The sequence below is a fragment of the Arthrobacter sp. K5 genome (genome assembly GCF_040448525.1).
GTDB lineage: Bacteria > Actinomycetota > Actinomycetes > Actinomycetales > Micrococcaceae > Arthrobacter > Arthrobacter globiformis.
The window spans coordinates 4027085-4051874 of sequence record NZ_CP159279.1 but is presented as its reverse complement, the minus strand read 5'-3'; the positions used below and the strand labels follow the sequence as shown (position 1 = coordinate 4051874).

Sequence of the window (24790 nt, the reverse complement as noted above, 5' to 3'; positions counted from 1 at the left end):
GGTCCTCCCCAACCGGAGGGCCGCCGTCGGGCTTTAACCGCTGCCCCCCCCTTTTAGGCACCCCCCGCAAAATACGGAAGAATTGACCCATGACCGAGGAACACAACGCGCAGTGGCACGACGAACCCACCGACTACGGGCAGATCGGCAAGCTGCCGCGGTTCGAAGCAGCCAGCGCCAATGACGACAAGGCAGCCTCGGTCGCAAGCAACCTCAACATCACGGCCGCTGCCGCCGACCCCGAACTCCTCGATCTGCCCTGGCACATAGCGCTCGAAGACTGGCCGGCGGAAAACCTGGCCGCCCTCCCCCGCGGTATCTCCCGGCACATCGTTCGGTTCGCCCACCTCGGCGGCTCCGTCATCGCCATCAAGGAAACGTCCGAGCACGTCGCCCGCCACGAGTACCACATGCTCCGCAAGCTTGCGCGCCTGGACGTGCCCTGCGTGGAGCCCGTGGCCGTCATCACCGGCCGCACCACCCCCGACGGGCGCCCCCTGAACCCGGTCCTCGTGACCCGCCACCTGAAGTTCTCCATGCCGTACCGCGCGCTCTTCTCCCAGATGCTGCGCAAGGACACGCTCACCCGGCTCATCGACGCCCAGGCGCTGCTGATGGTCCGGCTGCACCTCATCGGCTTCTACTGGGGCGATGTCTCGCTGTCCAACACCCTGTTCCGCCGGGACGCAGGCGCCTTCGCCGCCTACCTGGTGGACGCCGAAACCGGCGAACTGTACCCGGACCTCTCTACCGGCCAGCGCGAGTACGACCTGGAAATCGCCCGCGTCAACATCGCCGGCGAACTCATGGACCTCCTCGACGGCGGGCTGATCGAAGAGAAGGTGGACCCCGTGGCCACCAGCGAACTCATCATGGAAAGCTACCGGCGCCTGTGGACGGAGCTGACCGCCAAGGAATCCTTCGAACTGGGCGAGCGCTGGCGCGTCGGCGCCCGCATCCGCCGGCTCAACGAGCTCGGCTTCGACGTCGAAGAGTACGCGATCAAGACCACCCAGAACGGCTCCACCATCCAGCTGCAGCCGAAGGTCGTCGACGCCGGCCACCACATGCGCCGCCTGTTGCGCCTGACCGGCCTCGACGCCCAGGAAAACCAGGCCCGCCGCCTGCTCAACGACATGGACTCCTTCCGGGCCGACAACAACCCGGAGATGGACGAGGAATACAGCGCTCACCTGTGGGTCAGCCAGATCTTCGAGCCGATCGTCCGTTCCATCCCCCGCGACCTCTCCGGAAAGCTCGAACCGGCCGAAGCCGTGCACGAGGTGCTGGAGCACCGCTGGTACATGTCCGAAAAGCAGGAACGGCACATCCCCCTGGCCGAGGCAGTCCAGTCCTACATCGACTCGATCCTGCGCCACCGCCGCGACGAGGCCGCCATCATGCTGAACCCGGACACGGAGATGCTGAAAATCCTCGCCGTGGAGACCGAGGAGTCGCGGTACGGGGCCGATGAGACCGAGGACGAGTATCCCGACGCCGACGACTGAGTCTTTCCGGCGGGCTTTAGCCCTGCCTGAGAGCGCCTCCTAGATCGTCGTTTAGATTGCCTTGCCCGGGTTCAGGATGCCGGAAGGGTCGAATAGATCCTTGACCCTGCGCTGCAGTTGCCGCAGCGGCTCGGGCTGTTCCAGTCCCAGCCAGCGCAGCTTGTACTGCCCTACACCGTGTTCGCCTGTGATGGTTCCGCCCATTTCCAGTGCCGCCACGATGGACGCGTCGAGCGCCGTGTTCAGGCGGCGCAAGGCGCCGGCGTCCACCACGTCGTTCACGCGGTCAATCCAGAAGGTCGGATGCAGGTTGCCGTCGCCGGCATGGGCCACGACCTTCAGGCTGACATCGTGGACCTCGGCCAGCGCTTCCAGCGCCGCCACGTAGTCCACCAGCCTGGAACGCGGCACGGCAACGTCCTCGCCCACGCGGTACTCGTCATCCACCTCCACGCCCCTGCTGTTGCGCCGCAGTTCCACCAGCTGTTCCGCCTCTGCGCTGGTCTCGGTGGTGACCACGGCACCGCCGGCCGCCAGGACCCCCCGCACCACGTCGGCCTCCGCTGCCGCCCCGAAGCCGTCCGTCTGGACCAGGAGCAGTGCGGCTCCCCGCGACGCGAGGTCCGATCCGTGCAGCTCATCCAACTGGGCCAGCGACCCGCCGTCGAGCAGTTCCATGATGGCCGGCTGCACGCGCGCCTTGCCGACGGCCAGCACACCGGCCGCGGCCTGCCGGAAGTCAGGGTAGAACGCGGCGATCGTGTGCACCTCGCGGGGCAGGTACTTCAGCCGGACCGTCGCTCCGACCACGATACCCAGCGTGCCCTCTGAACCCACGAACAGCCCGGTCAGGTCGTAGCCGGCCACGCCCTTGAACGTCTGGTGGCCGGTGTGCAGGAGCGACCCGTCCGCGAGGACCACGTCCAGTGCCAGCACAGAGTCCCGGGTCACGCCGTACTTCGCGCACCGCAGCCCGCCGGCGTTGGTGGCCACGTTCCCGCCGATGGTGGAGATCCTGAAACTGGCCGGATCCGGAGCGAACATGAGTCCGTGCGCCGCAGCAGCGTCGTTCAGGTCGGCGTTGATAACTCCGGGTTCGACGACGGCGGTCTCGTCATCCGCGTTGAGCTTCAGAATGCGGTTCATCCGTTCCAGGCCAAGGACAATGCAGCCGTCGCTGGCATGGGCTCCTCCCGATACCCCGGTCCCGGCACCGCGGGGCACCAGCGGCACATTCCGGGCCGCGCAGGCTTTGACGGTGGCCTGGACATCATCGATGGACTCCGCCAGTACCACCGCGGCGGGCAGCCGGTAGTCCACCACGGGCGCCTGGTCCACCGCGTACACGGCAAGTGTGGCCTCGTCCCGGAGGACTTTCCCCGGCCCCAGGATGGATGTCAGTTCGTCGGCGATGCTGCCCATGGGTCTCCCGTTCGATCACTTTGCTTTCAGTCTAGGTCTCATGTGGTGGGCACCTATCCGTGCTGGCCCCGTCGCCGGAGGACAGCCGGCATTCCCCTCACTGGAAGCGTTTCCAACCTTGTGATGCCGGTGACCCCGCAGGCCGTCGAGTTGACCCGAATTGTCAACGGGTTTTAGGGTGTAAACGCTTTCATTCGCGTGCATCCCCCCTTTAGGATGGCCCAATGTCTGTTGACTCGTTTCTGCACTCGGCATCGCCGCTGGCTGGCGCCCTGACGCCCATCCATGCCCCGGACAAAGCGCACGGCTGGTGGCGATCAGCCGTCATTTACCAGGTGTACCCGCGATCCTTCAGGGACATGAACGGCGACGGAATCGGTGACTTCGCGGGGATCACCGCCGAGATGCCGCAGCTTGCCGAGCTCGACGTGGACGCCGTCTGGCTCTCACCCTTCTACCGCTCACCACAGCGCGACGCCGGATACGACGTCAGCGACTACTGCGACGTCGACCCGATCTTCGGTACGCTCGGCGACTTCGACGGCATGGTGGCCGAGGCGAACCGGCTGGGCCTGCGCGTCATCGTGGACCTGGTCCCGAATCACTGCTCAGACCAGCACCGGGATTTCCAGGCGGCGCTGGCTGCCGGCCCTGGCAGCCCCGAACGGGACATGTTCATCTTCCGCGACGGCCAGGGCGCCGAGGGTAACGAACCACCCAACAACTGGGAGTCGCACTTCGGCGGCTCAGCCTGGACCCGCATTACCGAACCTGACGGTACTCCGGGCCAGTGGTACCTGCACCTCTTCGATTCATCGCAGCCGGACTTCAACTGGGACAACCAGGCCGTGCATGCCGAGTTTGAGCGCATCCTGCGCTTCTGGCTGGACCGCGGCGTGTCCGGGTTCCGCGTGGACGTGGCCCATGCCCTGGTCAAGGCCCCGGGCCTCCCCGCCTGGGGCGGGCGCGCGGATGGCAGCAGCTCCGACGGTTTCCCCGGGCACGAGGCACCGATGTTCGGGCAGCCGGCCCTGCACGACATCTACCGTGCGTGGCGCCGGATTCTTGAGGAATACGGTCCCGACCGCATTCTCTGCGCCGAGGCCAACGTGGACCCCCTGCCGCGGCTGGCCCACTGGGTCAGGCCCGACGAAATGCACCAGGCCTTCAACTTCCCCTACCTCCATGCGGGGCTGGACCTCCCCCGCCTGCGCCACATCGTCACCGAGTCCCTGACGTCCTTGGATGCCGTGGGTGCACCCAGCACCTGGGTGCTGTCCAACCACGACGTCGTCCGGCACGCCACCCGCTTCGGGTACGCCTGGTCCGGGCCGCGGGACGGCGACGGCATCGGCCCCCAGGACCCCCAGCCGGATGAGGAGCTGGGCAGGGCCCGGGCAGCGGCGGCGTCGCTGTTCATGCTCGGGCTCCCCGGCGGCGCCTACCTCTACCAGGGTGAAGAACTTGGGCTCCCTGACGGGATCGATATCCCGGACCACCAGCGGCAGGACCCGACGTTCGCACGGACCGGCGGTGACCGGCTGGGACGTGACGGCTGCCGGGTCCCGCTGCCCTGGAAGGCGTCCGAGCGACACAGCGGATTCGGCGACGGCGACGCGCCCTGGCTACCGCAGCCCGAGAGCTTCGCGAAACTGGCCCGTGACGCCCAGGCCGGGGACCCGTCGTCGCACTTGAACCTGTACCGCCGCATGCTCAATGCCCGCCGCGAACTGGACCTTGGGCGCGGCTCCCTCTCATGGGCGGAGGAATGGTGCACCGCTTCGTCCCTGGCCTTTCTCAACGGAGACATCCTGGTTGTCATGAACGTCGGCTCCGATCCGCTGGAACTTCCCGCCGGCGAGGTTGTGCTCCGCAGTTCGTCGCCCTCAGGCTACGGCGAGGATGACCGGCGGTTTACCTTGGGCTCCGGCGAAACCGTCTGGCTGCGGATCCCTGTCGAGGGCACGGAGGGTTAAGACATGGCCGGCATCAAGGACGTTGCGGAACGGGCCGGGCTTTCCATAGCCACCGTTTCGCGCGCCTTGAGCGGCAAGGGCAACGTGTCACCCGCGAGCCGCGAGCGAGCCCGGGCAGCTGCGGCCGAGCTTGGCTTCGTGCCGTCCTACCAGGCATCCAGCCTCGCCTCCGGCCGTACACGCAACATCGGCCTCGTGGTCCCCACCGTCCGCCGCTGGTACTTCTCGTCCGTGGTGGAGGGCATTTCCGCTGCCCTCCTCGACGCCGGCTACGACCTGACGCTCTACAACATCACGGAGGGGCCGGTCCGGCGCCGGAGCATCCTCCAGGACTTCCTGCTGCGGAAACGCGTGGACGCGGTCATCGCGGTGGCGCTGGCGCTGACGGAAGGGGAGATCGGCCAGATGCTTGCCATCAACCGTCCGCTCGTAGGCATCGGCGGACCACTGCCCGGAGCTTCGACCATCCGAATAGACGACCATGCTCTGGCGGAGTCGGCGGTGAACCACCTCATCCGGCTCGGCCACACGCGGATCGCGCACCTCACGGGCGATTCGGTGTACGAGCAGGACTTCAAGATCCCGCGCACACGTCTCGACGGATATGAAAAGGCGATGACGGCTGCAGGACTCCCCCTGCGTTCCTCGTGGGTGGTCAGGGCGGATTTCACCATCGAGGGTGCCTACACCGTTGCACGGGACCTTCTCGGCGGAGCTTCGGAACGGCCAACGGCAGTCTTTGCAGCGTCGGACGAGATGGCGATAGGAACCATCCTGGCCGCCCGGGACTTCGGGCTCCGGGTGCCCGAAGACCTGTCAGTCGTCGGCTTCGACGGACACGAACTGGGCGAGCTGTTCGGCCTGACCACGATTGATCAGGATCCGCGGGGCCAGGGAGCATTGGCGGTGCGCCTGCTGCTGGAGGAGTTCGACGCCGGAGCGGAGAGCGCCGTCGCGAACACCGAATACCCCACACGGTTTGTTATTCGGCGGAGCACGGCGGTACCCCCGTCCTAGAGCCGCACTAGTCTGAAGCGCCGCCCATGAACCGCACGTACCGGTCAAGAACCTCCGGCCAGTCCTTCTCCCAGGCAGCCCGGGTGCCGGCCGGGTCCTCGGCACCTTCCCAGCCGTCGTGGACTATGCGCACCTCCGTGCCGTCCTCGACGCCACGGAACGCAACACGAAGCTCAGTGGACCAGAGCGCGGTGCTGCCGGGGTACCACGACGCGTGGAAGGACAGCGGTGGCTGCCAATCGTCAATGGTTCCCCATGTAGCGCCCCGGCCGTCGTCGGCGGTCTCCAGGATGAGGTTTTCCTCGAACTCCACGTAGGAGCCGGGACCGTACACGCTGATGTTCTCCATGGGCCACCACAGATGCGTGTGGTCTGTGAAGCCCATGAACGCCCGGGCTACCGGCCCTGGGACCACTGCAGTGCAGATGACAGGGTCCAGGTTGTCTACGGGCTCGGGCACATCGCTGCCTGCGGCGTGGCTGAAGAGATTTTCCATGGCTACCAACTCTACCGGCCTCTCCACCGCGGACGCTTCCTCACATCCCGCCGCGAAACCCCGGACGCTTCCTCACATCCCGCCGTCCCGATGAAATGTAGCGGGGCTAGCTGCTCGCGCCGGAGGCGATGACGCCGGCGCCGAGGGCGGTGATGATGCCGCTGCTGACGCGTTCGACGCCGGTGCTCACTTTAGGGCGACGCAGCCACCCCATCGCCTTGTAAGCGACGAGCGAGACGACGGCCAGGTAGGCGAACGCGATGACCGCTTCCAGTGCCCCCAGGATCATCGCGGTACCCATGGTATCGCCGCCCTGTGGGATGAACTGCGGAACGACCGCCAGGTAGAAGAGGCCAACTTTGGGGTTGAGCAGCGTGGACAGCGCGCCGGCACCGAGGCCAGCGATCCTGCCGTAACGAAGCCCGCCTACTTCGTTGCCACCCTGCATGCCATCCTTTGCGGCCTTCCGCGTCTTCAGGAACGAGGAAATGCCGAGATAAAGCAGGTAGAGGCCGCCCGCGATCTTGATCCAGCGGAACACCTCTGCGGACTGCTCCAGGATCGCTGCCAGTCCGAGCCCGACAAGCGCCGCCCAGGCAACGGCGGCAACGGCCGAGCCCGCCCCGGCCGCAATCCCTGCGCTGGGCCGGTTCAACGCGATGCGCAGCACCAGGAACGTGTCCGGTCCGGGCGTAAGGGACAGAACCAGGCACAGTCCAGCGAAGGCTACAAGCGAAGCGAATGTCATGGCGACGATTATCCTCGACCGGAATCCTGCCGGCCAATTTCATCCAACAAGTCCGGGCCCGCAGGACGTGAGGGAGCGTTCGGGAAAAACCTGCAGGATGTGAGGGAGGGTTCGGGAAAAACCTGCAGGATGTGAGGGAGGGTTGGGTCTCCCTAGGCGTTAAAAGGGTCAGGCCCCGACGTTCATCGTCGGGGCCTGAGCCCTAAATAGTGTCCGGCGGTGACCTACTCTCCCACACCCTCCCGGGTGCAGTACCATCGGCGCTGTGGGTCTTAGCTTCCGGGTTCGGAATGGGACCGGGCGTTTCCCCCACGCTATGACCGCCGTAACCCTGTGTCCCGTCACACACCCGTGCGGGTGTGCGGGGGAAATCTTGTGGTTACAACAACTGTGGTGTTGTTATTCAGTTTATTTTGGTTCCTGTTCCAACGGGTTTGTTGGTTGGGAACCACATAGTGGACGCAAGCATGCTTTGTTCTTGTGTGGTGTAAGTTATCGGCCTATTAGTACCGGTCAGCTTCACGAGTCGTTAGTCCTCGCTTCCACATCCGGCCTATCAACCCAGTGGTCTGGCTGGGGGCCTCTCACACCCGAGGGTGTATGGAAATCTCATCTCGAAGCGAGCTTCCCGCTTAGATGCTTTCAGCGGTTATCCCATCCGAACGTAGCTAATCAGCGGTGCACTTGGCAGTACAACTGACACACCAGAGGTTCGTCCGTCCCGGTCCTCTCGTACTAAGGACAGCCCTTCTCAAATTTCCTGCGCGCGCAGCGGATAGGGACCGAACTGTCTCACGACGTTCTAAACCCAGCTCGCGTACCGCTTTAATGGGCGAACAGCCCAACCCTTGGGACCTACTCCAGCCCCAGGATGCGACGAGCCGACATCGAGGTGCCAAACCATGCCGTCGATATGGACTCTTGGGCAAGATCAGCCTGTTATCCCCGAGGTACCTTTTATCCGTTGAGCGACGGCCATTCCACAATGTACCGCCGGATCACTAGTCCCGACTTTCGTCCCTGCTCGAGATGTCTCTCTCACAGTCAAGCTCCCTTGTGCACTTACACTCGACACCTGATTGCCAACCAGGCTGAGGGAACCTTTGGGCGCCTCCGTTACTTTTTAGGAGGCAACCGCCCCAGTTAAACTACCCATCAGGCACTGTCCCTGACCCGGATTACGGGCCGAAGTTAGATGTCCAAAGTGACCAGAGTGGTATTTCAACGATGACTCCACCCGAACTGGCGTCCGGGCTTCAACGTCTCCCACCTATCCTACACAAGCCACTCCGAACACCAATACCAAACTATAGTAAAGGTCTCGGGGTCTTTCCGTCCTGCTGCGCGTAACGAGCATCTTTACTCGTACTGCAATTTCGCCGAGTTTATGGTTGAGACAGCGGGGAAGTCGTTACTCCATTCGTGCAGGTCGGAACTTACCCGACAAGGAATTTCGCTACCTTAGGATGGTTATAGTTACCACCGCCGTTTACTGGGGCTTAAATTCTCAGCTTCGCCGTGAGGCTAACCGGTCCTCTTAACCTTCCAGCACCGGGCAGGAGTCAGTCCGTATACATCGTCTTGCGACTTCGCACGGACCTGTGTTTTTAGTAAACAGTCGCTTCCCTGGTCTCTGCGGCCCCGATCCCCTCCCGGACGCACGGTCCGTTCAAGGTTGGGGCCCCCCTTCTCCCGAAGTTACGGGGGCATTTTGCCGAGTTCCTTAACCATAATTCTCTCGATCGCCTTAGTATTCTCTACCTGATCACCTGTGTCGGTTTGGGGTACGGGCGGCTAAAACCTCGCGCCGATGCTTTTCTAGGCAGCATAGGATCACCGAATCCCCCCTTTACGGGAGTCCCGTCAGATCTCAGGCACATGAACAGCGGATTTGCCTACCGTTCGCCCTACATCCTTGGACCGGGACAACCATCGCCCGGCTCGGCTACCTTCCTGCGTCACACCTGTTAATACGCTTGCCTCCCAGGATCAGGTCCCGCGCTCCACCAAAACCCTTCACCCACAAGGGGTGTCAGGCAGGTCTCGGGCGGTTAGTATCCCCTGTTCAACATGGGCGGTTTTTCGCCGGTACGGGAATATCAACCCGTTGTCCATCGACTACGCCTGTCGGCCTCGCCTTAGGTCCCGACTTACCCAGGGCAGATTAGCTTGACCCTGGAACCCTTGATCATCCGGCGGACGGGTTTCTCACCCGTCTTTCGCTACTCATGCCTGCATTCTCACTCGTGTAGGCTCCACCGCTGGTTTACACCGCGACTTCACCGCCCACACGACGCTCCCCTACCCATCCACACTCCTGAACCACAAAGGCTTGGAAAATATGTGAATGCCACAACTTCGGCGGTGTACTTGAGCCCCGCTACATTGTCGGCGCGGAATCACTTGACCAGTGAGCTATTACGCACTCTTTTAAGGATGGCTGCTTCTAAGCCAACCTCCTGGTTGTCTTCGCAACTCCACATCCTTTCCCACTTAGCACACGCTTAGGGGCCTTAGTTGGTGGTCTGGGCTGTTTCCCTCTCGACTATGAAGCTTATCCCCCACAGTCTCACTGCTGCGCTCTCACTTACCGGCATTCGGAGTTTGGCTGACGTCAGTAACCTTGTAGGGCCCATTAGCCATCCAGTAGCTCTACCTCCGGTAAGAAACACGCAACGCTGCACCTAAATGCATTTCGGGGAGAACCAGCTATCACGAAGTTTGATTGGCCTTTCACCCCTACCCACAGCTCATCCCCTCCATTTTCAACTGAAGTGGGTTCGGTCCTCCACGACGTCTTACCGTCGCTTCAACCTGGCCATGGGTAGATCACTTCGCTTCGGGTCTAGATCACGCCACTGCAACGCCCTGTTCAGACTCGCTTTCGCTACGGCTTCCCCACACGGGTTAACCTCGCGACGTAACACTAACTCGCAGGCTCATTCTTCAAAAGGCACGCCGTCACAACTACTATGGCTGCTCCGACGGATTGTAAGCACACGGTTTCAGGTACTGTTTCACTCCCCTCCCGGGGTACTTTTCACCTTTCCCTCACGGTACTGGTCCGCTATCGGTCATTAGGGAGTATTTAGGCTTATCAGGTGGTCCTGACAGATTCACACGGGATTTCTCGGGCCCCGTGCTACTTGGGATACTCATCAAAGGCGGTACACAGCATTACGGTTACGGGGCTCACACCCTCTACGGCCGGCCTTTCAAGACCGTTCACCTATACCAGCACTCACACCTCCCCGGTCCGGCAGAACCAGGACAACAAGTCCCACAACCCCGCCCATGCAACGCCCGCCGGCTATCACACATGGGTCGGTTTAGCCTGATCCGCGTTCGCTCGCCACTACTAACGGAATCACTGTTGTTTTCTCTTCCTGCGGGTACTGAGATGTTTCACTTCCCCGCGTTCCCTCCACGCACCCTATGTGTTCAGATGCGGGTCACCAGATCACTCGCGCGTCTGGCGGGGTTTCCCCATTCGGACACCCTGGGATCACAGTCCGGTTATCGACTCCCCCAGGCTTATCGCAGATTCCTACGTCCTTCTTCGGCTCCTAATGCCAAGGCATCCACCGTGTGCTCTTAAAAACTTGACCACAAAAGATCAATCAGTAATTTTCGAGAGAACCATGAAAACCAACCACACCCAACAACCACCCCCAAAAAAGGAAGCCATCATCACGCGCAGCCAGATCCAGGTTCATATTCTTGGAAATTGCTTCTTATAAAAGATGCTCGCGTCCACTATGTAGTTCTCAAACAACAACCCCGTACCACACACCCCACACACAACCCCCAAAGGGGCCAACGCGCATGACCGGTGCAGCCAGGAAACCAGAAACAAACAAGCCCCGGGAAAACACGGCCAAAAACCGCAGCCTCCCCGGCCCTGTTGCCTCAGGACCCAACAGTGTGCCAAACACTAAACCACGCATCCCCCACCCGCACCGTTCCAGGACAAACCCCCACAGGGAACCCATCCGTACTAAACACAGGAAAAAAACACGCGGCCGCTATCCGTTGATATTCCACCCATGAGCACCCGCCGCAGAACAAACGTCTGCGCAACGGGCCTTTACTCCTGACAACCCCTCCACACCCGCCTACACGGGCCGCAGAGACTGTAGGTGCTCCTTAGAAAGGAGGTGATCCAGCCGCACCTTCCGGTACGGCTACCTTGTTACGACTTAGTCCCAATCGCCAGTCCCACCTTCGACGGCTCCCTCCCACAAGGGGTTAGGCCACCGGCTTCGGGTGTTACCAACTTTCGTGACTTGACGGGCGGTGTGTACAAGGCCCGGGAACGTATTCACCGCAGCGTTGCTGATCTGCGATTACTAGCGACTCCGACTTCATGGGGTCGAGTTGCAGACCCCAATCCGAACTGAGACCGGCTTTTTGGGATTAGCTCCACCTCACAGTATCGCAACCCTTTGTACCGGCCATTGTAGCATGCGTGAAGCCCAAGACATAAGGGGCATGATGATTTGACGTCGTCCCCACCTTCCTCCGAGTTGACCCCGGCAGTCTCCCATGAGTCCCCGCCATTACGCGCTGGCAACATGGAACGAGGGTTGCGCTCGTTGCGGGACTTAACCCAACATCTCACGACACGAGCTGACGACAACCATGCACCACCTGTGAACCGGCCCCAAAAGGAGAAACCACATTTCTGCGGCGGTCCGGTCCATGTCAAGCCTTGGTAAGGTTCTTCGCGTTGCATCGAATTAATCCGCATGCTCCGCCGCTTGTGCGGGCCCCCGTCAATTCCTTTGAGTTTTAGCCTTGCGGCCGTACTCCCCAGGCGGGGCACTTAATGCGTTAGCTACGGCGCGGAAAACGTGGAATGTCCCCCACACCTAGTGCCCAACGTTTACGGCATGGACTACCAGGGTATCTAATCCTGTTCGCTCCCCATGCTTTCGCTCCTCAGCGTCAGTTAATGCCCAGAGACCTGCCTTCGCCATCGGTGTTCCTCCTGATATCTGCGCATTTCACCGCTACACCAGGAATTCCAGTCTCCCCTACATCACTCTAGTCTGCCCGTACCCACCGCAGATCCGGAGTTGAGCCCCGGACTTTCACGGCAGACGCGACAAACCGCCTACGAGCTCTTTACGCCCAATAATTCCGGATAACGCTTGCGCCCTACGTATTACCGCGGCTGCTGGCACGTAGTTAGCCGGCGCTTCTTCTGCAGGTACCGTCACTTTCGCTTCTTCCCTACTGAAAGAGGTTTACAACCCGAAGGCCGTCATCCCTCACGCGGCGTCGCTGCATCAGGCTTTCGCCCATTGTGCAATATTCCCCACTGCTGCCTCCCGTAGGAGTCTGGGCCGTGTCTCAGTCCCAGTGTGGCCGGTCACCCTCTCAGGCCGGCTACCCGTCGTCGCCTTGGTGAGCCATTACCTCACCAACAAGCTGATAGGCCGCGAGTCCATCCAAAACCACAAAAAGCTTTCCACCCCCCACCATGCGATGAGGAGTCATATCCGGTATTAGACCCAGTTTCCCAGGCTTATCCCAGAGTCAAGGGCAGGTTACTCACGTGTTACTCACCCGTTCGCCACTAATCCCCGGTGCAAGCACCGGATCATCGTTCGACTTGCATGTGTTAAGCACGCCGCCAGCGTTCATCCTGAGCCAGGATCAAACTCTCCGTTGAAGTAAAACAGACACAACCAACACCCCCGGAAATAACAGGAACGAAGGCTGCACAAAATTTGAAACCAGCTAAAAACACCAGGCCACACCACGGGGGTGGGCAGCCCGGCACAATCAACCAATTCATAAAAAAATCGGTATCAACAAACTTGGCACACTATTGAGTTCTCAAACAACAGACACACCCGGCACCACCCAAACCAACGTTCAGGATCGCTCCGGAGCAACTTTTCAAACTTACCCGCTCGCTTTATCCGAGTCAAATCGGCGGCTTCTGTCCGGTCCAGCCTGTGGCTTCCGGATCACCTCGATCGACTCGCTCTGTGGAGCGGCGCGGAAATAAACTCTACCACTACCTCGGCGGAATGCCAACTGGGCTTACGCAACGCCAAGGAGGGCCCGGAATCCCAAGGGATTCCGGGCCCTCCTCCTAGTGAACAACCGCCCTAGTGAAACAACCGTCTGGTGGCGGCGCCGACCAACGGTCCGCCGGGACCCACATCTGCGGTCCTCCGTGACTCAGACGGGACTCAGACGAGCGGCCCGCCGGGCAAAGCAGACTTCCCCGTCCCACCCTTCGGTTCAGCACTCTTCGGTTCAACAACCCCGGTTTCAGCATCACGGGCCTCAGCACCTCGCGATTCAACACGCCCTGTCTCGGCAGCCGTGGGCCCGGCAAAGATGGATTCAGCTTCAGTGGCTTTAGCCCTGGCCGCAGCCGCCGTGGTGATGACGTTGGCACCGGCGGGCCGGAAGTACGCGGCGCCCAGCGGCGGCAGCGTAACCGTAAGGGTTGCCGGCTGGCCGTCGATTCCCTCGTCCTCCGCGGTCAGTGTGCCGCCGTTGAGGACGCCCGATCCGCCGTATTCCGCGGAGTCGGTGTTCAGCACCTCCGTCCATGCTCCCGTCGACGGCACGCCAAGGGCGTAGTCCTTGTGCGGTCCGCCGGAGAAGTTGACGGCGCAGACCAGCGGGTTGCCCTCAGTGTCCCAGCGGACAAAGGTCAGGACGTTGCGGTCGGCGTCGGCGCCGTTGATCCATTGGAATCCGCCGGGTTCGTTGTCGCGGGCGTACAGGGCGGGCGTCGACCGGTAGAGCCCGTTGAGGTCCTTGAGCAGCATCTGGATGCCGCGGTGCGCCGGAATGTCCGCGAGCCACCAGTCGAGGCCGTGCTGTTCGGACCACTCGGCTTCCTGGCCGAATTCGGTGCCCATGAAGATCAGCTGCTTGCCCGGGTGCGCCCACTGGTAGCCGAGGAAGGCGCGGAGGTTGGCCAGCTGCTGCCAGCGGTCGCCCGGCATCTTGCGGAGCATCGAGCCCTTGCCGTGGACGACCTCATCGTGGCTGATGGGCAGCAGGAAGTTTTCGGTAAAGGCGTACACCATGGAGAACGTGACCGTGCCGTGGTGCCATTTGCGGTTGACCGGGTCTTCGGAGGCGTACTTGAGCGAGTCGTGCATCCAGCCCATGTTCCATTTGAGGCCGAAGCCGAGACCCCCCTGGCTGGTGGGCGCGGTGACGCCGGGGAACGCCGTGGATTCTTCCGCGATCATGACAGCGCCGGGGTGCGTCTTGTATACCGTGGCGTTGGCCTCCTGGAGGAAAGAGATGGCCTCCAGGTTTTCGCGGCCGCCGAAGCGGTTGGGCTGCCACTGGCCGTGCTCCCGCGAATAGTCCAGGTACAGCATGGACGCGACGGCATCCACGCGGAGGCCGTCGATGTGGAACTCATCGAGCCAGTACAGCGCGTTGGCCACGAGGAAGTTCCGGACTTCGGTGCGGCCGAAGTCGAAGATGAGGGTGCCCCAGTCCGGGTGCTCGCCCAGGTTCGGGTCAGCGTGTTCGTAGAGCGGCTGGCCGTCAAACTGTGCCAGGGCCCAGTTGTCCTTCGGGAAGTGCGCCGGCACCCAGTCCAGGATTACCCCGATGCCCGCCTGGTGGAGGGAGTCCACCAGGAAGCGGAACTCATCGGGATGCCCGAAGCGGGACGTGGGTGCGTAGTAGGAGGTGACCTGGTAGCCCCAGGAGCCGCCGAAAGGGTGCTCGGCCACGGGCATGAACTCGACGTGGCTGAAGCCGAGCCACTTCACGTAATCGACGAGCTCCTTGGCCAGCTCGCGGTAGCTAAGCCCCAGGCGCCAGGATCCGAGGTGGACCTCGTAAACGCTCATGGGCGAGTTGTGCGGATCCCGAGCGGCACGTTCCTTCATCCAGTCCGCGTCCTGGAACTGGTAGTGGGACTCGACAACCCGCGAAGCGGTGAGCGGGGGCACCTCGGTGCCGAAGGCCAGCGGGTCGGCTTTCTCCACCCAGTAGCCGCCCTTGGTCTTGATTTCGTACTTGTAGCAGGCGCCGGCCGGGACACCCGGGATGAACAGTTCCCAGACGCCCGAGGAGCCGAGGGACCGCAGCGAATTTTCCCGCCCGTCCCAGGCGTTGAAATCGCCCTTGACCCGGACCGCTTCGGCGTTCGGGGCCCACACGGCGAAGGACACGCCGTCAATGTCGCCCAGCGAGGACTTGTAGTGCTGCACGTGCGCGCCCAGCACCGTCCAGAGCTTCTCGTGGCGTCCTTCACCGATCAGGTGCAGGTCCACTTCGCCCACGGTGGGAAGGTAGCGGTACGGATCGTCCACGGTTACCGGCTCGGCGCCCTCGTACGTGACCTCAAGGCGGTAGTCCGGCACGTGGCCGTGCTGCAACGGCTCCAGTACCGCCACCCAGACGCCTTCGGCCTCATGGGTCATGGGCACGGTTCCGGCTTGGGTCACCACGTTGACGGCCTCCGCGAGGTGCTTCACGGTGCGGATGGTCACGTGACCGTAGTTGTCCAAATGGGCACCAAGCACCGAGTGCGGGGCGTGGTGTTCACCGGCCGCGACGCGTGAAAGCGTGTGCGCGTCCACGTGCAACGGTGCGTGGGGACTGTCGGTGTGTGCAGAGCCTGTCATCTTATTACCTTCCGCTGCTGCCCCGGCCGGTTCGCCGGAGCTTTTAGTGCTGAGGAGCCGTCTTGCCGCATTCACCGGGATGGCCAGCCAGCCCGGCCGGTTGCGCAGCTCGTACACGACTTCGTAGAGCGCCTTGTCCAGCCACAATGCCACAAAGAGCGGCGAATTACGGTCCACCGTTCCGGGAGTTACTTCCGCGTAGCCTGCCAGGAAGGCCTCGGTGCAGTCGTCCACCCAGGATTCCGGGACGCGGACGTCCGGCTGTTCGCGTTCGGCGGCACCGGCCGCGTAGTCAAAGGAGCGAAGCATGCCTGTCACGTCCCGGAGCGGGACGTCGGGGAAGTTGCGCTCGGAGATTGGCCGGAGGGGCTCCCCCTCGAAGTCGAGGATAGCCCACCGGTCATGGCCGCCTCCGGCGCCGGGTACCTGCAGGATCTGGCCGAGGTGCAGATCGCCGTGGATGCGCTGAAGCGCGCCGGCGGGGGTGCCTTCGAGCCGGCTGAGCAGGCTTTCCAGCGCTTCTTCGTAAGGTCCGACGGCGGGTCCCGCCTCCGCCCACGTCTGACGCACCCGCTGGGCTACTCCGGGGGCAATATCCCCGCCCGGAACCGCTTCGGCCGAAACGCCCAGTGTCTCGGCGAGCCTGCGGTGGACTGTGGCCGTCGCATGGCCAAGGGCATGCGCCTCGGCCGTGAAGTCCACTCCCCCGGCCGCCGCGTCAACGGCGAGCCGCCATGCGTCCCGGCCGCCGGCCAGGAATTCGTGGGCCACCGCCAGTTCGCCCCGGGCAGGGCCCCCCGATGCGGGCTTACCCTGGGGCAGCTGCCCCTGCGGATACCACTCGCCGGTGACCCAGCCCAGCGTGGCAGGGACCTCCGAGGTGCGGGCCGCGGACAGCGCGGCGCCAACCTCCACCTCCGGATTTCGCCCGGCCGAAAGCACACGGAAGAACTTCACGATTGCCGCGGAGTCGCCGTCGTCCACTATCACCGACGTGTTGGACTGTTCGCCGGACAGGACACGGACCGTCCCGGAGGCCTGCGGCAGGGGCTGGCCGGCACCGGAAAGGTGGCCACTGGCGGTGCCGGCGGCGTCCTCCGTTCGAATCAGGTCCAGCCACGCTGCAATGAAGGCGGGGTCGTGGACGGCGTCGTAGACCCACCGGTGCCCCATTTCGGCATCGTCGCTTTCACCGATCAGGGCCCGTTCGGCGCCCGGCAGCGGCTGGCTGCGGTAGCTGAGCGGGATCTGGACAACGTCGGTGCGGGAGACGCCGTCGGCCGTTTTGGACTCAACGGACGCGAGGAACACCTCCAGGCCGGCGCGGCGGGTGGGGTCCTCCAGGACCAGGCCGCCCACCGGCGCCAGGGTGAAGTCCGGGGACTTCACCGGGAACCACCTCTGGGCCGGCAGCCAGTCACGGAGCAGTTGTTCGAGTGTGGGTGTCAGTGTGGTTTGGGTCATCTCATCCCTCAATCGACAGTATCGGCATCGCTTGGGTAAAGGGTGAAGCTGGGTTTGAAACCGTGGACCGCAGGCGCAGCCAGAAGAAGTCGTGGCTGCCCAGCGTCAGCGTCAGCTGTCCGTCGTCGCTGATGCCGGGGAATGGCTGGCCTCCGAAGACGTCCCGCAGGCCCCGGCCGGAAAAGTCCGGAAGCCTCAGCGTGGAGGACACCGGATGCTGGGAAAGGTTGAAGACGCACAGGATGGATTCGGCCGGTTCGCCCGCTGCATTGCCTTCCGGCAGTTCGCGGAGGTAGGCCAGCACCACCTCGTGGTCGGCCTCCACATGCCTGAACGCCCCGAGGCCGAACGCCGGGTGGTTCTTCCGCACGCTGAGAATCTGCCGGGTCCAACGAAGCAGCGATCCGGAATGTGCGGCCTCGGCCTCCACGTTTGCCATGGAGTAGTTGTAGACCAGCGACTGGATCACAGGGAGGTACAGCTTGCCGGGATCGGCGTTGGAGAACCCGGCGTTGCGGTCGGGGTTCCACTGCATGGGCGTGCGGACGGCGTCACGGTCCTCGAGCCAGATGTTGTCGCCCATCCCGATCTCGTCCCCGTAGTACAGGAACGGGCTGCCCGGCAGGGACAGCAGCAGGGCATTGATGAGCTCGATTTCCGCCCTGGAGTTGTCCAGCAACGGCGCCAGCCGGCGCCGGATCCCGATGTTGGCCCGCATGCGCGGGTCCGGCGCGTACCAGCCGAGCATGGCAGCCCGCTCATCGGCGGTGACCATCTCCAGCGTCAGCTCGTCGTGGTTGCGAAGGAACGTTCCCCACTGTGCACCTTCCGGGATGTCCGGGGTGTCGTGCATGGTCTCGATGATGGGCGCGGCCTTCTGGTCACGCAGCGCGTAGTAGAGCCGGGGCATGATCGGGAAATGGAAGGCCATGTGGCACTCCGGTTCCTCCTCTGTGCCGAAGTACTCCACCACCTCGTTGGGCGGCTGGTTGGCCTCGGCGATGATGACCCTGCCGGGATAGCTCTCGTCCACCATCTTCCGCAGCTTGCGCAGGAACTCGTGCGTTGCCGGGAGGTTTTCGCAGTTGGTCCCCTCCTCCTCGTACAGGTACGGGATGGCGTCCGCCCGGAACCCGTCGATCCCCTGGTCCAGCCAGAACCGCACGACGTCGAATACGGCGTCGATGACCTTCGGGTTCTCGAAGTTCAGGTCAGGCTGGTGGCTGAAGAACCGGTGCCAGAAGAACTGCCGCCGGATGGGGTCAAAGGTCCAGTTGGATTCCTCCGTGTCCACGAAGATGATGCGCGCGTCCTGGTATTTCTCGTCCGTGTCGCTCCACACGTAGAAGTCGCCGAAGGGGCCGTCGGGGTCCTTCCTGGACTCCTGGAACCAGGGGTGCTGGTCGGACGTGTGGTTCAGCGGGAGGTCGATGATGACCCGGACACCGCGGGCATGGGCCTCCGCGACGAGCCGTTTGAAGTCGCTGATGGTGCCGAACTCGTCCAGAACGGAGTTGTAGTCCGAGATGTCATACCCGCCGTCCCGGAGGGGTGACTGGAAAAACGGCGGCAGCCATAGGCAGTCCACGCCCAGCCATTGCAGGTAGTCCAGCTTGTCGATCAGCCCGTGGAAGTCGCCCGAGCCGTCGCCGTTGGCGTCCGCAAAGCCCCTGACCAGCACTTCATAGAACACCGCCTTCCGGTACCACAGCGGATCATGCTGCAAACCCGGAGCATTGAGCTCGAACGTGCTCTTGGGGGTGAAGTGCTGGAAGGGACTCTGCGGACTGAAACTCACTGGCGGCTACCTCCGGATGCTCAGGATGTGTGCAGGTTCAACATGTGCATCCAGCCTCACGTAGTTGTACTCCCCCCATTCCCAAGACTCGCCTGAGATCAGGTCATCCACCCAGAACCCGCCGTTCGGCGTGAGATCGGCCGGGTCCAGCCCCAGCGCTGACAGGTCCAGCGACACCATGCCTTCCCTCGCACTGTGCGGGTCCACGTTGACCACCACGATGATGGTGTCCCGCGTGCCGTCCGGGAGCGTCTTGTGCTTCGAGTAGACCACCGTGGCGTCGTCCGTGCACTGGTGCAGGGTGAGGTTCTGCAGGTCCCCCAGAGCCGGGTGCGCCCTGCGGATTTCATTGAGCCGGGTCAGGTATGGCGCGAGGGTCCGGCCGGAGGCGGCGGCAGCGTCCCAGTCCCGGGCCTTGTACTCGAACTTCTCGTTGTCGATGTACTCCTCGGCACCGGGCCGGGCAACGTGCTCGTACAGTTCGTAGCCGGCGTACACGCCCCACAGCGGGCTCGCGGTTGCCGCCAGGGCCGCCCGGATCTTGAACGCCGCCGGCCCGCCGTACTGCAGGTACTCGGTGAGGATGTCCGGGGTGTTGACGAAGAAGTTGGGCCGGAAGAAGGCAGCCGACTCGTGGCTGACGTGGTGGAAGTACTCCTCCAGCTCTTTCTTCGTGTTGCGCCACGTGAAGTAGGTGTAGGACTGCTGGAAGCCGGCCCTGCCGAGCGCGTGCATCATGGCGGGGCGGGTGAAGGCCTCGGCCAGGAAGACGACGTCGGGGTCCTTCTTGTTGACCTTGGCGATGAGCCACTCCCAGAACCACACGGGCTTGGTGTGCGGGTTGTCGACCCGGAAGATCTTGACGCCGTGGCTGACCCACAGCTGGACGATCCGCAGGATTTCCTTGGACAGGCCTTCGGGGTCGTTGTCGAAGTTGAGCGGGTAGATGTCCTGGTACTTCTTCGGCGGGTTCTCGGCGTACGCGATGCTGCCGTCCACGCGGGTGGTGAACCATTCCGGGTGCTCGGTGACCCAGGGGTGGTCCGGAGCGGCCTGGAGGGCCAGGTCGAGTGCCACTTCGAGGTTGAGTTCATTCGCCCGCGCCACAAAGGCGTCGAAGTCCTCGAAAGTTCCGAGATCGGGGTGGATGGCGTCGTGCCCGCCTTCCTTGGCGCCAATGGCCCACGGCGAACCGGGATCGTTCGGGCCGGCGATCAGGGTGTTGTTGGGGCCCTTGCGGTGCTGGATGCCAATCGGATGGATCGGCGGCATGTAGATGACGTCAAAGCCCATGCCGGCCACGGCATCCAGCCGGTTGGCGGCGGTCCGGAAGTTGCCGGATGTCCAGGCGCCCGTGCCGGGATCGCGCACCGCGCCCTCGGAGCGCGGGAAGAACTCGTACCAGGAGCCGCGGCCTGCGCGGTCGCGCTCGACGAGCAGTGGGAACGGTTCGGAGACGGTGACGAGCTCACGGATGGGCTCGCGCTCAACCACGCCGGCGACGTCCCGGCTGAAGCCGGCAGCCAGGCGGTCCTCGGGCGACAGGGAGGTGTCCGCGAGGATGGTGGCTGCGGAGCGCAGCGTATGGCGGTCCGCATCGTTCCGGGCCGGTTCCTCGGCGGCCTGGGACAGCAGCGCAGCCCCCTCCGCAAGCATCAGTTCGACGTCGATGCCCGCGTCCACCTTGACCTCGGCGTTGTGGTGCCAGGTGCCGTAGCGGTCGTGCCAGGCCTCGATGACGAAGGACCAGTTACCGGTGGATTCAGGGGTGAGCAGGCCTTCCCAGAGGTCGGTTCCCTTGCCGCGGTCGCCCGACGGCGGCTGGAGCCGGGTCCGCTGGCGCTCGTTGCCCTTCGGGTCCAGAAGGACAGCACTGACGCCCAACTGGTCGTGGCCCTCCCGGAAGGACCTGGCGCTGACCACGATCCCTTCGCCGGGCAGCGCCTTGGCCGGGAACTTCCCCCCTTCGACAACAGGCTGAACGTCCGTGATCGGAAAACGGCCGAATCGAAGGCCCTCCGTGATCGAAACTTTCGGCTTTTGCTTTGCTGGGGCGCTGGTTCGCGTGTTTGTCGTCACAGGCTCGACGTTAGCGAGAAACGGGGCGGATTGCTAAGCCTGCGAACTTAATTAATGAAGCGATTCGTCATTTACCGGAAAGTAATCAAAAGCGGTTCCTGCCGTTCACCTAGTCGGTTAGTGTGGCGCAGGTGAAGGCAATCCGCAGATTTACAGTCCGTACCGTTCTTCCCGAGCCGATCCGGCCGCTGGCCCGGTTGGCGACCAACCTCCGCTGGTCCTGGCACCGGCCCACCCGGGAACTGTTCGAAAGCCTGAACCCGCGTGTCTGGGCCCAGTGCGGTAATGATCCGGTCAGCTTCCTGGGCCTGGTGGGCCGTGAAGACATGCACCGGCTCGCGACGGACAAGGACGTGGTGGCCAGGGTCCAGGCGGCAGCCGCGGACCTGGACCGGTACCTCACCGAACCCCGCTGGTACCAGGGCCTGGGCAGCGACGCCCCCGCCTCCATCGCCTACTTCTCCCCCGAATTCGGCATCACCGAAGTCCTGCCACAGTATTCGGGCGGCCTCGGCATCCTCGCCGGCGACCACCTGAAGGCCGCCTCCGACCTCGGCGTGCCGCTGATCGGCGTCGGCCTGCTCTACCAGGCCGGCTACTTCAAGCAGTCACTCTCCCGGGACGCCTGGCAGCAGGAGACCTACCCGGTCATCGATCCCGACGGCCTGCCCCTCACGCTGCTGCGCGAACCGGCCGCGGACGGCAACGGCAAGCCGCTGGAAATTTCCCTGCCGCTGCCCAATGGGCGGCACCTTGCGGCACACATCTGGCGTGCCGACGTCGGACGCGTCCCCCTCCTGCTCCTGGACTCCAACGTCCCCGGAAACGACGACGCCGCCCGCAGCATCACGGACCGCCTGTACGGCGGCGGCGGGGACCACCGGCTGCAGCAGGAACTGCTACTCGGCATGGGCGGGGTCAAGGCACTGCGCGCCTACCAGAAGCTCACCGGCACGCCCGCACCCGAGGTGTTCCACACGAATGAGGGCCATGCCGGTTTCCTCGGCATCGAACGGATCCAGGAGCTGATGGCCGGCGAACAGGCGCTCACCTTCGACGAGGCCCTCGCTGCCGGGCGCTCGTCCACCGTGTTCACCACCCACACGCCGGTTCCGGCCGGCATCGACCGTTTCGAGGCAGCGCAGATCCAGCACTTCTTCGAGGCCGGGCTGGCGCCGGACGTTCCCACCTCGCGCATCCTTGACCTGGGCCGGGAGAACTTCCACGAGGGCAACCCCTTCGTGTTCAACATGGCCGTGATGGGCCTGCGCCTGGCACAGCGGGCCAACGGCGTTGCCAAGCTCCACGGCGAAGTCTCGCGCGGCATGTTCTCTGCACTGTGGCCGGGATTCGACCACTCGGAAGTGCCCATCACCTCCGTGACCAACGGCGTGCACGTCCCCACCTGGGTGGATCCCCGCATCTCGAAGCTCGCCCGGGAGCGGTTTGGGCCCGAAGCCGAGGTGATGGGCCGGTGGGACCTCGCCTACAACGTCTCCGACGCCGAGGTCTGGGCGCTCCGGCGTGAGATGCGCGTCTCGCTCGTGGAGGACGTGCGGCGACGGTTGCGGGCAGCGTGGAAGAAGCGCGGTGCTGCCGATGCCGAGCTGGCCTGGACCGATTCCGTGCTGGACCCGGACGTCCTGACCATCGGCTTCGCCCGGCGCGTGCCCACCTACAAGCGGCTGACCCTCATGCTGCGGGACCCGGAGCGCCTGAAGGCCCTGTTGCTCCACAAGGAACACCCCATCCAACTGGTCATCGCGGGCAAGTCGCACCCGGCGGACGACGCCGGCAAGAAGATGATCCAGGACCTGGTCCGCTTCACCGACGATCCCGCGGTCCGGCACCGCATCGTGTTCCTGCCGAACTACGACATCGCCATGGCCCGCACGCTGTTCCCCGGCTGCGACGTCTGGCTGAACAACCCGCTGCGGCCACTCGAAGCCTGCGGCACCTCAGGCATGAAGGCCGCGATCAACGGGTCCCTGAACCTGTCCGTCCTGGACGGCTGGTGGGATGAGATGTACGACGGCGAAAACGGCTGGGCGATCCCGACCGCCAACAACGGCGCTTCCGCCGACGAGCGGGACGACATCGAGGCCGCGGCGCTGTACGAGCTGCTCGAGACCCAGGTGGCGCCCCGCTTCTACGGCAACACCGTGTCCGAGGCGGCTGGCGCCGCCGGGCCGTCCGAGTCCGGTCACGAGAAGATCCCTACGCACTGGGTCTCCATGATCAAGCACACGCTGTCGCATCTCGGCCCGGCGGTCTCGGCCGAGCGGATGCTGCAGGACTACGTCAACGTCCTGTACCGTCCCGCCGCGGTTTCGGGACGCGAGGCGGTCGCAGGCTCCTATGCCCAGGCCAAGGCACTGGCGGCATGGGTCGCCAAGGTCCGCGCGGCCTGGCCGCAGCTGCACGTGGAGCACGTGGACTCGCTCGGCGTCTCCGAGGACCCGCAGATCGGTGACACCCTCCAGGTCCACGCCTACGTGGGACTGCACAACCTGTCTCCGCAGGACGTGGCAGTGGAGGTGGCGTACGGGCAGGCAGCCGAGAGCGACGAACTGGCCAATGTGACGATGGTGGAACTGGAGGCCAAGGAGGAGCTCGGCAACGGCCGCTATCTCTTCGCCGGGTCCATTGTGATCGACCGCTCCGGATCCTTCGGCTACACCGTGAGGGTACTCCCCAAACACGACGCCCTCGCGTCCAAGGCCGAGCTGGGGCTGATCGTCAACGCGTAGTCCCCACCGTCTCCGTAGCCTCGCAGGCTCGGCCAGTTACCCCTGACGGCGTGGGCCCAGGTGGGCTACAGCAGCACTGCGATGACTGCGAGGTCCTTGCCGGCGTAGGCCTCGGCGTCCTGGAGGATCTCGCAGATGATGCCGAAGGAGCGGTCGCCGCGGAAGGCTGCGGGAACCTCCCAGATCACGGTCAGGGGCTCCGCGCCGTCATCGGAAATCGCGTCCGCGAAGTCGTGCAGTGAGTCGTTGAGCGCGTCCAGGTTCACGCCGAAGTGCTCCGGAAAGTCCAGGGCCTCGCCGAAAGCGGCGAGCACAGCCTTCTTGGAGTCGGCGGCCGGGACGAGCAGGCTGCGGCGGCCGGCGTCCACGACCTGGTCGCGGAGTTCCTCGAGGGTCCAGGTGTCGCCGGAGTAGATCTTCATGGTGCTATTTGCCTTCTGCTATGAACTTGAACGATTCGTAGTGGTCCGGGGTGTAGTACTTGTCGCCGGCCTGTCCTGCCACGATCCTGCGGGCTCCGCGGTCCGACTCGCCCGGGGTAGGAACCGTGTACTCCTTGTAGTACCCGCTGGCCTTGCGGGGCAGGATGCGTTCGAAGTTGCCGAACGTCACGCCGTCGCGGCTGTACGGGTAAGGGCCGCCCTTCCGGATCAGGGCAAGGGTCCGCCGGCCTTCGGCCGGCAGTTGGGACTCCCGGATAGCGGGCAGTCCGGACGCGTTCGGCACTCCGGTGGCCTTGCCGTCCGACGACGACGGCGCAGCGGCGGGTGCCGACGTCGTCGTTCCCTGCGGTCCCGCTGCGGGCGGCGTGCCGCCCGGCGGGATGAAAAGATTGAAGACCACAAGGGCAGCCACGGCAAGCCCCAGCAGCAGCGTTCCGACAGTCCAACGCCTGCGCATGCCTG

General features: G+C 64.0%; 12 protein-coding genes and 3 rRNA genes. 4 read left to right on the top strand and 11 right to left on the bottom strand.

Annotated features, from left to right (window positions below; all coding sequences use genetic code 11):
- The first annotated feature begins 89 nt into the window (after window positions 1-89).
- Complete coding sequence (locus ABRP34_RS18480) at window positions 90-1508, top strand: DUF4032 domain-containing protein (protein WP_003798280.1); 1419 nt, start codon at window positions 90-92, stop codon at window positions 1506-1508.
- A 51-nt stretch (window positions 1509-1559) separates the two neighbouring features.
- Here the strand turns inward: ABRP34_RS18480 and ABRP34_RS18475 are convergent, their stop codons facing one another.
- Entirely contained in the window at window positions 1560-2930 is a 1371-nt protein-coding gene (locus tag ABRP34_RS18475; RefSeq protein WP_353711274.1) for an FAD-linked oxidase C-terminal domain-containing protein, read from the bottom strand.
- A 224-nt stretch (window positions 2931-3154) separates the two neighbouring features.
- On the opposite strand from ABRP34_RS18475, the gene ABRP34_RS18470 reads away from it, so the two are divergent.
- Both ABRP34_RS18470 and ABRP34_RS18465 read left to right on the top strand, forming a co-directional pair.
- A complete protein-coding gene (locus ABRP34_RS18470; protein ID WP_353711273.1) occupies window positions 3155-4906 on the top strand; it encodes a glycoside hydrolase family 13 protein in 1752 nt (583 codons plus the stop codon).
- A 3-nt stretch (window positions 4907-4909) separates the two neighbouring features.
- Window positions 4910-5923: a LacI family DNA-binding transcriptional regulator gene (locus ABRP34_RS18465; RefSeq protein WP_353711272.1), complete on the top strand. Its 1014-nt coding sequence runs from the start codon at window positions 4910-4912 to the stop codon at window positions 5921-5923.
- A gap of 7 nt (window positions 5924-5930) precedes the next feature.
- On the opposite strand, the gene ABRP34_RS18460 is transcribed toward ABRP34_RS18465, so the two are convergent.
- The 8 genes from ABRP34_RS18460 to ABRP34_RS18425 all read right to left on the bottom strand — a co-directional run bounded on the left by ABRP34_RS18460 (window position 5931) and on the right by ABRP34_RS18425 (window position 21135).
- Entirely contained in the window at window positions 5931-6419 is a 489-nt protein-coding gene (locus ABRP34_RS18460) for a hypothetical protein (RefSeq protein ID WP_353711271.1), read from the bottom strand.
- A 106-nt stretch (window positions 6420-6525) separates the two neighbouring features.
- Complete coding sequence (locus ABRP34_RS18455) at window positions 6526-7167, bottom strand: LysE family translocator (protein WP_353711270.1); 642 nt, start codon at window positions 7165-7167, stop codon at window positions 6526-6528.
- 211 nt (window positions 7168-7378) lie between these two features.
- Window positions 7379-7495: ribosomal RNA gene (rrf, locus tag ABRP34_RS18450) — 5S ribosomal RNA — on the bottom strand.
- Between the two features lie 154 nt (window positions 7496-7649).
- Window positions 7650-10775 (bottom strand): 23S ribosomal RNA (locus tag ABRP34_RS18445).
- 542 nt (window positions 10776-11317) lie between these two features.
- Window positions 11318-12844, bottom strand: a 16S ribosomal RNA gene (locus ABRP34_RS18440).
- The 16S, 23S and 5S rRNA genes sit together here, the layout of an rRNA operon.
- A 529-nt stretch (window positions 12845-13373) precedes the next feature.
- Entirely contained in the window at window positions 13374-17258 is a 3885-nt protein-coding gene (locus ABRP34_RS18435) for a 1,4-alpha-glucan branching enzyme (RefSeq protein WP_353711269.1), read from the bottom strand.
- 1 nt (window position 17259) lies between these two features.
- Window positions 17260-19056 carry a maltose alpha-D-glucosyltransferase gene (gene treS, locus ABRP34_RS18430; protein WP_353711268.1) on the bottom strand — a complete coding sequence of 599 codons (1797 nt, stop codon included), beginning with the start codon at window positions 19054-19056 and terminating at the stop codon, window positions 17260-17262.
- Between the two features lie 6 nt (window positions 19057-19062).
- Window positions 19063-21135: an alpha-1,4-glucan--maltose-1-phosphate maltosyltransferase gene (locus ABRP34_RS18425; protein ID WP_050934315.1), complete on the bottom strand. Its 2073-nt coding sequence runs from the start codon at window positions 21133-21135 to the stop codon at window positions 19063-19065.
- Window positions 21136-21266: 131 nt separating this feature from the next.
- Here ABRP34_RS18425 and glgP point away from each other — a divergent pair, with 131 nt between their 5' ends.
- Entirely contained in the window at window positions 21267-23885 is a 2619-nt protein-coding gene (glgP, locus tag ABRP34_RS18420) for an alpha-glucan family phosphorylase (RefSeq protein ID WP_353711267.1), read from the top strand.
- A gap of 65 nt (window positions 23886-23950) precedes the next feature.
- Here the strand turns inward: glgP and ABRP34_RS18415 are convergent, their stop codons facing one another.
- On the bottom strand, window positions 23951-24307 hold the full coding sequence (locus tag ABRP34_RS18415) for a barstar family protein (protein ID WP_307099851.1): 357 nt from the start codon (window positions 24305-24307) through the stop codon (window positions 23951-23953).
- 4 nt (window positions 24308-24311) lie between these two features.
- Entirely contained in the window at window positions 24312-24785 is a 474-nt protein-coding gene (locus ABRP34_RS18410; RefSeq protein WP_353711266.1) for a ribonuclease domain-containing protein, read from the bottom strand.
- Window positions 24786-24790: the final 5 nt, after the last annotated feature.